A 12822-nucleotide genomic window follows, 5' to 3' on the forward strand; every position below is an offset into this window, starting at 1 on the left:
GTTCAATCGAGCGCAAGAGTGTAAAGATGGACGCATGACTTCAGTAGTGAACTCGGGCATCGATCTCAGCTACCAGGACGAGAACACACGCGCACAGGACGACCTGTTCGTGCACGTCAACGGCAAATGGCTCGAGGAGTACGACATCCCGGCCGACCGCGCAGTCGACGGAGCATTCCGCACGCTGTACGACCGCGCCGAGGTCGACGTACAGACCATCATCGAAGAATCGGCCGCCGCGAACCCGCCCGCGGGTAGCGACGCGCAGAAGATCGGCGACCTGTTCTCGAGCTTCATGGACGCCGACCGTGCCGAGCAACTCGGCGTCACCCCGATCGCCGACGAGCTCACCGCCATCTCCGACGCCACCGACCTCGTCACCCTCGCAGGCGTTCTCGGCTCCCTGCAACGCACGGGCGTCGGCGGTGCAATCGGCCACTACGTCGACACCGACGCCAAGCAGTCCGATCGCTACCTGGTCCACTTCAGCCAATCCGGCATCGGCCTGCCGGACGAGTCGTACTACCGCCAGGACGAGTACGCCGAGATCCGTACGAGCTACCTCGAGCACATCTCGAAGATGTTCGCGCTCAGCGGCATCGAGTACGACGCGCAGACGGTGTTCGACCTCGAGCAGAAGATCGCCGCCGGCCACTGGGACGTCGTGGCCAGGCGTGACGCCGAGAAGAGCTACAACCTGGTCGATTTCGACACTCTGGTTCAGAACGGTGCCGGATTCAATTGGGCTGCATGGATTTCCGGGCTCGGTGCCACTACCGAGCAGTTCGCCGAGATCGTCGTGCGCCAGCCACCGTTCCTCAGCACCTTCGTCTCACTGTGGACTTCCGAGGACATCGAGGCATGGAAGGCGTGGCTGGCCTGGCGCGTCGTGCATTCGCGTGCGCCGTTCCTGACGAGCGCGATCGTGGACGAGAACTTCGCGTTCTACGGAACGACGCTGACCGGTACCGAGGAGAATCGCGAACGGTGGAAGCGCGGAGTCTCCCTGGTTCAGGACGTGCTCGGGGAGGCCGTCGGCAAGCTCTACGTCGAACGCCACTTCCCGGCCGACTCCAAGGCCAGGATGCAGGTGCTCGTCGAGAACCTCACCGAGGCGTATCGACGCAACATCTCCGAGCTCGAATGGATGAGCCCGGAGACGCGTGAGAAGGCCTTGGACAAGCTGGGCAAGTTCACCCCCAAGATCGGCTACCCCGATCGGTGGCGCGATTACTCGAGCGTCGAGATCAGCGCCGACGATCTGCTCGGTAACTACCGCCGCGGCTACACCGCGGACTACCAGCGCGACCTCGACAAGCTCGGCGGACCCGTCGACCGTGACGAGTGGTTCATGACGCCGCAGACCGTCAATGCGTACTACAACCCCGGCATGAACGAGATCGTCTTTCCCGCAGCCATTCTGCAGCCACCGTTCTTCGACCCCGAGGCCGACGACGCGGCCAACTACGGCGGTATCGGAGCCGTCATCGGTCACGAGATCGGCCACGGATTCGACGATCAAGGCGCCAAGTACGACGGTGACGGCAACATGGTGGACTGGTGGACCGACAGCGACCGCACCGAATTCGGCAAGCGCACCACGGCCCTGATCGAGCAGTACAACGAATTCGAACCCAAGGCACTGCCCGGCCACAAGGTCAACGGCGAGTTCACCATCGGCGAGAACATCGGCGACCTCGGTGGTCTGTCGATCGCGGTTGCCGCCTACGAGATCTCGCTCGAAGGCAAGGACGCGCCGGTGCTCGACGGTCTGACCGGCCTGCAGCGTGTGTTCTTCGGGTGGTCACAGGTGTGGCGCACCAAGGCACGCGATGCCGAGGCAATCCGTCGACTCGCCGTCGATCCGCACTCGCCGCCGGAGTTCCGCTGCAACGGCGTCGTGCGAAATCTCGACAGTTTTCACGAAGCATTCGACGTACGGCCCGGAGATGCGCTGTACTTGGACCCGGGGAAGCGCGTCAAGATCTGGTAGCAACAGGCTGGTACACAACGGGGAGGGGACATCGGATGAAGGAATTCGCACGCTGGCTGGCCGCACACGGGGTGGTTCGCCTCGCGGCCAAACGGGGGGCGGCCGCAGGTGATCGGCAAGCGATGCTGCTGGTCGATCCGGCGACCCGGGCCGATCCGACACCCGTCTACGAGGAGTTGCGCGCCACCGCGCCGCTGGTGAAGACACGGATCTCGAACATCACCGTGCACCACCGGGTGGCGTTCGACCTGTTGCGCTCGGACGATTTCCGCGTCACCCAGCTGGGCGCAACCCTCCCCGGGCCGCTGCGCTGGATCGAGGCGCACACCCGGTCCGGTGCACTGCACCCGATTCTGCCGCCCTCGCTGCTCTCGGTCGAGCCACCCGACCACACGAGGTACCGCAAGCTGGTGTCCTCGGTCTTCACCGCCCGCGCGGTGAAGAAGATGCGCGATCAGGTGCAGGAAACGGCCGATGCTCTGCTCGACGAGCTGTCCGACGGTTCTCCGGTCGTCGACATCGTCGATCGCTACTGTGCGCGTCTACCGGTCGCGGTCATCGGGCGCATCCTCGGAGTGCCGGTGAAGGACAATCAGCGAGTCCTCGAGTTCGGCGAGATGGCCGCACCCAGCCTCGACATCGGATTGTCGTGGTCTCAGTTCAAGCAGGTCGAACGCGGTCTGATCGGATTCGACGCCTGGCTGTCGCAACACATCGCCGGATTGCGTCGCAATCCCGGTGACGATCTGATGAGTCAGCTGATCGCCGCGGAGGACGAGGGCGTCGGCCTCAACGACGAGGAGCTCAGGGCCACCGCAGGTCTGGTGTTGGCTGCGGGGTTCGAGACGACGGTCAATCTGCTCGGCAGCGGGATCCGACTGCTGCTGGATCACCCCGACCAACTGGCTGTGCTGCAACAGGATCCGTCACACTGGCCCACGGCTGTCGACGAGATGCTGCGGATGGAGTCTCCCGTACAGCTCACGGCCCGCATGGCCAAGCGCGACGTGGAGATCGAGGGAGTGACGGTGCACGCGGGCAAGCTCGTCGTGCTGGTGCTGGCCGGTGCCAATCGGGATCCGCTGGTGTTCGAGGACCCCAATCGCTTCGACGTCACCCGCGCCAATGCCGGTAAGCACCTGTCGTTCTCGGGCGGACGGCACTACTGCCTCGGCGCTGCACTGGCCAAGGCCGAATCGGAAGTGGGCCTCAAGACCCTGTTCGACCGGTACCCTCACCTGCGGTCGGCAGGCGAGGGAACCCGTCGCAACACCCGCGTCCTGCACGGATGGGCCACGCTCCCGGTCAATCTCGGCGAGCCTGCTACGACAACCGCAGGCCTGTAACGGAATCGAAGAAGAACAGCTCGTCCAGCTTGGGTACCAGCCGAACGGTTTCGGCCAGTGCGATGGACAGCTTGCGATCGACTCGGACCGACATCCTCCCGGATGCGGTGGTCCACCCATCGATCGTGGCGGGTGCGGAGGCGTAGACGAACGACTCCGCACCCAGTTCCTCGATCAGCTCGACGGTCAGGTACAGGCCGCCGGCACTGTCGCCGACCAGATCCCACGATTCCGGTCGCACGCCGACCACGACCCGCTCGCCCGCCGAGGACGGGACGGGAATGCGCAACTCACCGAGTACGGCCGCGCCGTCGCGCACGGGGGCGTCGACCAGATTCATCCCTGGTGACCCGATGAATCCGGCGACGAACGTGTTGACGGGATTGTCGTACAGCTCCCGCGGCGCAGCGATCTGCTGCAACTTGCCGTCCAGCAACACAGCGACGCGATCACCCATGGTCATGGCCTCGACCTGATCGTGGGTGACGTAGACCGTCGTGGTGCCCAATCGTCGCTGCAGACCGGCGATCTGAGCCCTGGTCGACACCCGCAGCTTGGCGTCGAGGTTGGACAGGGGCTCGTCCATGCAGAACACCTTGGGTTGACGCACGATGGCGCGCCCCATGGCTACTCGCTGTCGCTGTCCGCCCGAGAGCTTGCCGGGCTTGCGGTTCAGCAACGGCTCGAGCTCGAGCATCTTCGCGGCAACGAGTACTCGTGCTGCGGTGTCGGACTTGCTCATTCCTGCATTGCGCAGCGCGAAGCCCATGTTGTCGCCGACGGTCATGTTGGGGTACAGCGCGTAGTTCTGGAACACCATCGCGACATCCCTGGCCCGCGGGGCCAATGACGTGACGTCCACTCCGCCGATGTCGATGTGACCGCTTTCGACGGACTCGAGACCGGCGAGCATTCGCAGACTCGTCGACTTCCCACACCCCGAAGGTCCGACGAGAACGATGAATTCACCGTCCGCGATGTCGAGTTCGAGGTTGTCGACAGCGAGCGAATCGGCACCCGGGTACCGGTGCGAAACACCGGCGTAGTGAACGGCGGCCATTACTTCGGCAGCTTCGGGGTGATCTGGCGGTCGATGATCTGCTGCAACTGATCCGAGACGGATGCGAATGTCGTTGCGACATCGGCATTCTGCAACGCGATCTGCTCGAGTCCACTACCGATGATCTTGTCGCCGCCGGGGACGAACACGCGGGCGTAATCCTGCGAACGCGTCAGCGCCAACTGGTCCACGGCCGTCTTCGCGTTGGGGTTCGCCTCGAGGAATGCGATCTCCGACGGGTCCTGCTGCGCAGACTTGCGGACCGGCATGTAGCCGGTGTTCTGGGAGAAGTACGCGGTGTTGGCACCGTTGGTGACGAAATCGATGAATTTGAGCGCGTTGACCTTTCGCTCGTCCGAGATCTTCGCCGGAATGGCCAGACCGGCTCCGCCGGTGGGGCAACCTGGGGTCCCCTCGGTGGCAGGCAGGAACGCGGTACCGAACTCGAACGCCGCCCCGCCCTTGATGGTGGACAGGTCGCCGGTGGAGGCGATGGTGGACGCGATGATGCCGGCGGCGAAGTCGTTGGCGATGTCGTTGGAGACCGCGGCGTACTTCTTGATGTGGATCATGTCCTGCAGGAACTTGCCTGCCGCAATGGTATTGGGGTCGTCGAACTTGAGCTCGAACTGATCGGAGTACGATCCCCCGAACGTCCAGATGGGTCCCTCGAACGTCCACCCGAGGTAGTCGACGGCGTTACCCCAACCGTGAGCGAGCTTGCCGTTTCCGACGACGGCCTGGATGCGCGGGCCCCATTCGTCGAACTCCTGCCAGGTGGCCGGCCCGCGATCGGGCAGTCCGGCCTGCTGCCAGACGGCCTTGTTGTAGTAGAACAGCGGCGTCGAGCGCGCGTACGGCAATGCCCAGTGGCTGCCGTTCCAGTTGTAGTCTGCCAGCAGCGAATCCACGTAGTCGGACTGGTCGACGCCTGCCGCGGAGAAGTGCTCGTCGAGCGGCTCGATCGCACCGGTGAGGGCGTAGTTGAACCACCAGACGTCCGAGAGCACGACGACGTCGGGCACATCGTTGCCGGACAGCGCCGCGTTGAACTTCTGCGACACCTCCTCGTAGTTCTTGCCACCGTCGATGAGATTGACCGTCAGGCCGGGGTTCTCGGCCTGGAAGCGCGAGATCAGTTCCTTCTCGAACTCCTGGGACTTGCCCGGGTGGTTCGACCAGAAGTTGATGGTGTTCGCGTCGCCTTCGACAGCCTCGCCGCCCGACCCACCCGATCCGGGGCCGCTGCACGCAGCGAGGGCTGCGGCGGCCGCGGCCGCACCGGTGAGCGTGAGGAAGCCACGCCGATTGATGATGTGTGCCATGGTGTTCGACTCCTGATAGTGAGGTGAATCAGCCCTTGACCGCACCGGAGGTGAGGCCCTTGATCATGTGGCGTTGCAGGACGAGAAAGACGAGAAGGATCGGCAGAATGGTCAGCACCGTCGCGGCCATCACCGCCCCCCAGTTGGTGTAGCCCTCGCTGTTCTGGAGCAGCGTCAACCCGACCGGAAGCGGTGCGACGGACGAGTCGTCGGACATCAGGAACGGCCAGAGGTACTCGTTCCATTCGGTGACGATCGTGATGATGGCGAAGGCGACCATGGTCGGGCCGGACAGCGGCAGGATCACCCGGAACATCAGCCGTACCGGTCCGGCACCGTCCATCCGCGCGGCCTCGATGATCTCCGGTGGCAGCGACAGGAAGTGGTTGCGCATCAGGAACGTACCGAAGGCGACCCCCGCCAGCGGAATTATGATGCCCTGGAACGAGTTCCGCCACCCCAACTCGGAAATGAGCGAGTAGTTGGAGATGACGGTGATCTGATTGGGCACCATGAGGGCGGCGATGATGACGAGAAAGACGACGTTCTTGCCCGGGAAGCGCAGGAACACCAGTCCGTAGGCACTGAGAACCCCGAGGACGAACTTGATGGACGACACGGCCGTGGTGATGATGATGGAGTTGCGCAGATACGTGAAGAACGGCACCTCCGTCGTCGCCTCGTCGTAGTTCTGTGGATGGAACACGCTGGGCCACCACGTGACCGGCTGAACGTAGATGTCGGGTCGATCCTTGAAGGAGGTGATCAGGATCCAGAACAGTGGCAGCCCGATCATCAGCAGGACGGCGACCATGGCCGCGTATCCGAGGATGTTCGCGCTGCGTCGCGCACGTTGCTGGTCGCGCGGCCCCGGCACCTTCTCCGGCATTGCCGTCCGAGGCCTGTTCGTCACTGTCATCGTTGATCGTCTCGATCCATGATTCGTACCTGCACGAGGGTGACGATCAGCAGGACGAGGAACAGGATCGTCGCGACCGTGGCACCGTAGCCGGCCCGGAAGTTGCGGAACGTCTCCTCGTAGACCTGGTAGACCATCGTGGTGGTGCCGGTGCCCAGCGGGCCACCACGCGTCATGACGTTGATGATGTCGAAGACCTGGAGCGAGTTGAGCAGCACCGTGATCGACAGAAAGAACGTCGTCGGGCGCAGTTGCGGCAGAAGCACTTTGCGGAACGTGGTCCAGCGGCTCGCCTGATCGATCTCGGCCGCTTCCATCAGTTCCTTGCGCACACCCTGCAGAGCCGCGAGGTAGATGACGAAGGTGTAGCCCAGGTTCTTCCACAGGTACGTCACGGTGATCATGACCATCGCCCACTTCGGGTCCTGATAGAAGTCCGGGACGGTACCGAGGCCGAAGCGTCGCATCAGATCCTGGACGAGCCCGAAGTTGGGGTCGAAGACGAACTGGAATGCGATACCGATCGCTGCACCCGAGATGACGTACGGAGCGAACACGGCGGAGCGAACGAAGTTGCGGCCCCTGAGCTTTCGATCGAGCAGCAGCGCCAGCACCAGGCCGAGAACCAGTGAGCCCACCACCGCGGCGACCGTGAACACGACGGTGTTGCCGACGATCTGCCAGGTGTCCTCGCGGGAGGCCCACTCGCGGTAGTTGTCGAATCCGACGAACGTGGACGTGGGCGAGGACAGGTTCCAGTCGAAGAACGAGAACTGGAAGTTCTCCACCAGCGGCCGATACGTGAACACGCCCAGCAGAACCAGATTGGGGCCCACGAGAATCAGGAACAGTGCGTAATCGGTCCACGGCCGCGAGAAGAATCGCTTCTCGCGTGCCGTGGGCAGCACTCGTTCGGTTGTTGCACTCACCGCGAGGACTGTGCTCAGTCGCGGCTAACGAATGGTGAACTGAGCCCGAACGCTCACCGTCGTACAGACCAACCTATGTGAGCGGAACTTCGTAGTGGGCTACGAAGTTCCGTGCACATGCGGCGAAGCCGCTCTAGCGGTTCCAGTCTCCGAGACCGTCGGATCCGCTGAGGGTGCCGCCGTCGGTGTTGACGACGATGACCGGGTCGCCCTTCTGGGCGTTCTCGAAGAACCATTTGCCGTCTTCGGTGCTGACGTTGAGGCAGCCGTGCGAGGCGTTGGAGTAGCCCTGCTGCGACTCCGACCACGGAGCAGCGTGCACGAAGATGCCGCTGTAGGAGATGCGCGTCGCGTACTCGACGTAGGTGCGGTAGCCCTCCTCGGAGTCCACGGGGACGCCGTAGGTGGACGAGTCCATGTACATGTCGCGGAACCGTTCGCCGACGATGTAGGTGCCGTTGGGGGTCTCGTGCCCGACCTTGCCCATCGAGGTGGGCATGGTGCGGACCACCTCGCCGTTGCGGGTGACGGTGATCTGCTTGGTGTTGTCGTCGGCCGTGGTGATGATGGAGTCGCCGGTGGAGAATTCGGCCTTCGCTCCGCCCGCCTCGACGGTCACCTGGGTGTGCGCCGGGTAGAACTCGTTGGGCAGCCACCGGACCTGGGTGTCGTTGATCCAGTAGAAGTGCCCGGGTACGGACGGGTTGGTGGTGACGCGGATGGCGCGCAGCGCCGCGTCACGATCGCCGATCGCCTCGTCGAAGCGGATGGCGATGGGCTGCGCGACTCCGACGACCTCGCCGCCCGAGGGGCTGATGCTCGGATCGGAGAAGTTCGCGGGCGCGAGCTGCGGGGTGAGCTGCTGCGGCGCGGGTGCAGCCGGATCCGACGATCCCGGCATCCCGGGGATGGAGACGTCCGGGCCGCCCGGCCACAGTGGCGCGGCCTGTGCCGAACCGAATGCGGCGGACGCGGCAAGGGCTGTACCTGCAACGATCGCGCCGATACGGGCGAATCTGCGTGTGCGAACCGGTGATGCCATGTAACCCGACCATCCTTCGTGCTGCGTCGCGACACCCGCGAACTGTGCTGCCGCGGGGCAACGCCCATTAACACATACCGCCCCGACATTTGCTAATCGGATATCCCCGAAACGGACGAAAGAAACCACCGGTACGGGTATCTTCTCGCAACCGGTCCCGGAGCCGTCTCACCAGGCTGCGGCGGATGTGTCGGCAGCCGGGGAACGGGTATGTGCGATGGGAGCACATCCCGTCCAGACACCGGCGGTTTCCGAAACGGACTCTTCTTCGTCCGGTGTCCGTAAAGGGTGGACCGTGATCTCCGATGCTTTCCCCCGTACCCCCGTCACCCACATCGTCGTCGTCGTACCCGCGCACAACGAGCAGGATCTGCTCGACGCCTGCCTGACCGCCCTGGTACGAGCACAAGGCCGAGTCTGCGATGTGGCCTCGGTGTCCGTCTCGACGATCGTCGTGCTCGATGCGTGCACCGACGACTCTGCGCACATCGCAGCACGTCACCCGTCCGTGTCGGCTCTCGAGGTGGCACACCGCAACGTCGGCGCGGCCAGAGCTGCCGGATTCGCGACGCACGGCCCCGAACACAGCGCATCGACGTGGTTCGCCACCACCGATGCCGACACCCGGGTGGGTGAGGACTGGCTGCTCGGCCATCTCCGACACGCCGCCGAGGGCGCTCGGGCAGTGGCCGGAACGGTGGCAGTCGATTTCGAGGGTCACATCGAGGAGAACCTCGGGTTGCGGTCGTCGTACGACGCGCACTATCGAAACGAGTTCGGCCACCCACACGTGCACGGTGCCAACCTCGGCGTCCGAGCGGCGGAGTATCTCTCCATCGGCGGATTTGCACCTCTGACCACCGGCGAGGACCACGATCTGGTCCGACGCCTCGAGCTCGGCGGCTTCGAGTGCCGTCGGGTGTGCGACATTCCGGTCACGACGTCGGGTCGGCTGCGCGGCCGAGCGCCCGACGGCATGGCCGGATTCCTACGTGCCCTGGAGGCCACCGCATGAGCGAGACCGGTTTTCTCGAATCCACCGACCGAGCCGACGTCGACACCGGACTGCGCGCCGCGTTCTTGGCGTTCGAGGCGGACGGTCGTCTCGACCTCGCGCTGCCCGGCTCGGGGTACACCGATCTGCGCTGGCAATCGCTCGCCGCCCTGAGTCGGCACAACACGGTGTTGGGCCGGTGGTCCGAAGCGCATACCGACGCGATCGCGATCCTGCACGAACTCGACGGCCCGACGCCACAGCGTGGGCAGATCTGGGGAGTGTGGGCTGCGGAACCGCCTGCTCCGATTCTCGAAGCGGTGCCGGGTGATTCGGGCTGGGTTCTCACCGGGACGAAACCGTGGTGCTCGGGTGCGTCATTGTGTACCCATGCGCTCGTGACTGCGCGCGTGGAGGGCAGCCCTCGGCTGTTCGCCGTCGACCTGACGCACCCGGGCGCAACTCCTGTACCGAACACGTGGCATGCGGTGGGGATGAGCGAGAGCGATTCCGGCTCGGTAGCCTTCGACCGTGTCCCTGCCGTTGCGGTCGGCGGCCCGACCGACTACCTCACACGACCGGGCTTCTGGCACGGGGCGATCGGGGTGTCGGCAGCCTGGTTCGGGAGCGCATGCGCGGTGGCGGACACGCTTCATGCTGCCGTCCGCGACAGACCCGATCCGCACCGTACTGCACATCTCGGTGCCATCGCGGCCGCACTCGGAGCGGCGTCGAGCGCACTGACCACCGCCGCAGCGGAGGTGGATGCCGATCCGTTCGACCGATCCGGTCGCGCCCGAACCCGGGCCCGAATCGTGCGGGCTGTGGTCGAGGATGCGGCAACTCAGTGCATCGACCGCGTCGGTCGCGCTCTCGGTGCAGGCCCGCTGTGCAGCGATTCCCAACACGCCCGACGCGTCGCAGATCTCACCGTCTACCTGCGGCAGAGTCACGCCGAGCGCGACCTGGAAGCCCTCGGGCACGACATCGCAGAGGAGGACAACCCTTGGTAGAGAACGCATTCGATGCCGAAACCGATGTCGGCACAGCCGAATCGGACTGGATGTCGGCCGACTGGTCCATTCCCGGCCTGCAGTGGAAGGACGTCCTCACCATGGTCGTCGTCGCCCCGCACCCGGACGACGAGGTGCTCGGCGTCGGCGGCCTGCTCTCTCTGGCTGCGGCATCGGGCGTCGATGTTCGGGTGGTCGCCGTGACCGACGGCGACGGCTCCCATCCCGGTTCCCCCACCGTCACGGCAGAGGATCTGCGTGCGCGTCGCCCCGCCGAGTCCGAGCGCGCGTTGGCCGAATTGGGGATCGACCACTCCCCGATCCGTCTGCAGATCGCCGACGGTGACGTCGAGAACCACGAGAGCGCGGTGGCCGATGCGCTGATGCCGCTGCTCGACGCCACCCCCGGCACCTGGTGTCTGACGCCGTGGCGCGGGGACGGCCATCCCGACCACGAAGCCACCGCGCGGGCCTGTCTCACCGCGGCGAACGCCGTCGGGATACCGGTGGTGGAGTACCCGATCTGGATGTGGCACTGGGCAACTCCGAATCATCCTGCCGTGCCGTGGACACGTGGACGCCGCATCGACCTGCCGCCGCACACCCTCGACGCCAAACGAGCGTCGATCGAGCAGTTCGATTCGCAGATCCGCCCATTGTCCGATCACCCTGCGGACCGAGCGGTGTTGCCGCCGCACATATTGGCTCGGTACCGGCGACCGTTCGAGGTGGTGTTCGCGTGAGCGAGGGTTCTCGGACAAGCCTCGGCGCCGAGTACTTCCGCACCGTCTATGCGGACAAGGACGATCCGTTCATGCTCGACAGCAAGTGGTACGAGCGTCGCAAATACGCGCTGACCATGGCCTCGCTGCCGAAACCGCAGTATCGGCGCGCGCTCGAACCCGGCTGCTCCATCGGGGTGCTCACCGAACAGTTGGCGATCCGGTGCGATCACGTGGTCTCGACCGATGTGGTGCACAGCGCCCTCGATTCGGCACGGAGGCGCGTAGGTGACACTGCTGCAGTCGAATTCGCGCTGTGGTCGCTGTCCGACAACTGGTCGACCCTACCCACATCCGAAGCGACGTTCGATCTCGTCGTCATCAGCGAGGTCGGGTACTACCTCGACGCCGACGACCTGTCGTCGGCGATGAGGCGCGTCGTCGAGCACCTCGAAGCCGAGGGCACCCTGGTGGCCGCACACTGGCGTCACGACGTGGACGACTACCCGATCTCGGGTGACCGCGTTCACGAGATCATCGCCGCCACACCGGGATTGGCACTACTGAGTCGCTATCTGGACGAGGACGTCCGGATCGAGGTCTTCGTCGCCTCGGACGGCCCGGCCGTGTCGGTCGCGAGCACCGACGGCCTCGACGTGCGGTGAATCGACTCAGTCGGACGATTCGGCCGCGTCGGCGACCAGCTGCGCGGCGAGGTCGGCGAGCTTGACGTTGGTGTCCTGCGAGAGCTTGGCCAACAAAGCGAATGCTGCCTGCGAGTTCAGGTTGTAGCGCTCCATCAGCATGCCCTTGGCCTGACCGATCAGGTCTCGGCTCGTCAATGCCGCCCGGATCTGCTGTTCTTCACGCGCGGTGGAGAACGCGATGGCCGCGTGCGCAGCGAACAGCGAACCGATCGATTCGGCCTCGGCCGAGAAGGCGTTCGTTCGGGTGGAGTGGAGGTTCAACGCGCCGAAGTTGAAGCCCTCGACGTAGAGCTGGAAGCAGATCATGCTCTTGACACCCAGCGCCGAGGCGGCGACGGTGAACTGTGGCCAGCGAGAATCGCTGTCCATGTCGTCGATCCTGATGGTGGTCTGTTCGATCGCCGATTCGAGGCAGGGACCTTCGCCCAGCTGCTCCTGGATCGTGTCGCAGTGGCCCGCCACCTCGCCGACGAGGGCCGCACTGTGCACGAACTTGCCCTGCAACACCGTCGTGATGGACGCGAATTCGGCGGACGGGATGTTGGCCACCGCCGCCTCGGTGATCGTGGCCAGGACCCGATCGGGATCGGAGTGCTGGCGACGTAGTCTCTCGGCGACCTCGGCCAGTCGTCGGCTGAGCTCGAAGTCCGTGACGCGCGGATGGGCGGTCGAGTCCAGTGTCTGCTCGCTGATGGCGGTCACCTCGTCCTGCTGCGCCGGGGCGCGTCCCGGTATCGGCGAAGTGCCGACACCACAGGATACGCCCCGGCTG

Annotated in this window: 12 protein-coding genes; 6 read left to right on the plus strand and 6 right to left on the minus strand. The window is 64.9% G+C overall.

Annotated features, from left to right (window positions below; genetic code table 11):
• Positions 1-34 precede the first annotated feature (34 nt).
• The gene (locus NY08_RS15865) at positions 35-1993 is read left to right on the plus strand and encodes a M13 family metallopeptidase (protein ID WP_032396737.1); all 1959 of its coding nucleotides are present in this window, start codon (positions 35-37) and stop codon (positions 1991-1993) included.
• A 35-nt stretch (positions 1994-2028) separates the two neighbouring features.
• On the plus strand, positions 2029-3339 hold the full coding sequence (locus NY08_RS15870; protein ID WP_045197414.1) for a cytochrome P450: 1311 nt from the start codon (positions 2029-2031) through the stop codon (positions 3337-3339).
• Here NY08_RS15870 and NY08_RS15875 read toward each other — a convergent pair.
• The 5 genes from NY08_RS15875 to NY08_RS15895 all read right to left on the minus strand — a co-directional run bounded on the left by NY08_RS15875 (position 3317) and on the right by NY08_RS15895 (position 8614).
• Complete coding sequence (locus tag NY08_RS15875; protein ID WP_045197416.1) at positions 3317-4399, minus strand: ABC transporter ATP-binding protein; 1083 nt, start codon at positions 4397-4399, stop codon at positions 3317-3319. The genes NY08_RS15870 and NY08_RS15875 overlap by 23 nt on opposite strands.
• Positions 4399-5724: an ABC transporter substrate-binding protein gene (locus tag NY08_RS15880; protein WP_045197418.1), complete on the minus strand. Its 1326-nt coding sequence runs from the start codon at positions 5722-5724 to the stop codon at positions 4399-4401. Before NY08_RS15880 ends, NY08_RS15875 begins: the two co-directional genes overlap by 1 nt.
• Positions 5725-5752: 28 nt before the next feature.
• Complete coding sequence (locus NY08_RS15885) at positions 5753-6613, minus strand: carbohydrate ABC transporter permease (RefSeq protein ID WP_176459218.1); 861 nt, start codon at positions 6611-6613, stop codon at positions 5753-5755.
• A gap of 26 nt (positions 6614-6639) precedes the next feature.
• Positions 6640-7572 (minus strand): carbohydrate ABC transporter permease, encoded by a 933-nt coding sequence (locus NY08_RS15890; RefSeq protein WP_176459206.1) that lies wholly within the window; start codon positions 7570-7572, stop codon positions 6640-6642.
• Between the two features lie 133 nt (positions 7573-7705).
• Positions 7706-8614: a L,D-transpeptidase gene (locus NY08_RS15895; protein WP_045197420.1), complete on the minus strand. Its 909-nt coding sequence runs from the start codon at positions 8612-8614 to the stop codon at positions 7706-7708.
• A gap of 295 nt (positions 8615-8909) precedes the next feature.
• On the opposite strand from NY08_RS15895, the gene NY08_RS15900 reads away from it, so the two are divergent.
• Genes NY08_RS15900 through NY08_RS15915 form a run of 4 tightly spaced genes read left to right on the plus strand, consistent with a single transcriptional unit; the run spans position 8910 to position 12008 of the window.
• The gene (locus NY08_RS15900) at positions 8910-9629 is read left to right on the plus strand and encodes a glycosyltransferase (protein ID WP_045197422.1); all 720 of its coding nucleotides are present in this window, start codon (positions 8910-8912) and stop codon (positions 9627-9629) included.
• On the plus strand, positions 9626-10621 hold the full coding sequence (locus NY08_RS15905) for an acyl-CoA dehydrogenase family protein (RefSeq protein ID WP_052683840.1): 996 nt from the start codon (positions 9626-9628) through the stop codon (positions 10619-10621). Before NY08_RS15900 ends, NY08_RS15905 begins: the two co-directional genes overlap by 4 nt.
• Positions 10615-11364 carry a PIG-L deacetylase family protein gene (locus NY08_RS15910; protein WP_032396746.1) on the plus strand — a complete coding sequence of 250 codons (750 nt, stop codon included), beginning with the start codon at positions 10615-10617 and terminating at the stop codon, positions 11362-11364. The genes NY08_RS15905 and NY08_RS15910 overlap by 7 nt, the downstream gene beginning before the upstream one ends.
• A complete protein-coding gene (locus NY08_RS15915) occupies positions 11361-12008 on the plus strand; it encodes an SAM-dependent methyltransferase (RefSeq protein WP_045197424.1) in 648 nt (215 codons plus the stop codon). Before NY08_RS15910 ends, NY08_RS15915 begins: the two co-directional genes overlap by 4 nt.
• A gap of 6 nt (positions 12009-12014) precedes the next feature.
• On the opposite strand, the gene NY08_RS15920 is transcribed toward NY08_RS15915, so the two are convergent.
• Complete coding sequence (locus NY08_RS15920; protein ID WP_144407381.1) at positions 12015-12752, minus strand: GAF and ANTAR domain-containing protein; 738 nt, start codon at positions 12750-12752, stop codon at positions 12015-12017.
• Between the last annotated feature and the right edge of the window lie 70 nt (positions 12753-12822).

This window comes from Rhodococcus sp. B7740 (assembly GCF_000954115.1).
Classification (GTDB): domain Bacteria; phylum Actinomycetota; class Actinomycetes; order Mycobacteriales; family Mycobacteriaceae; genus Rhodococcoides.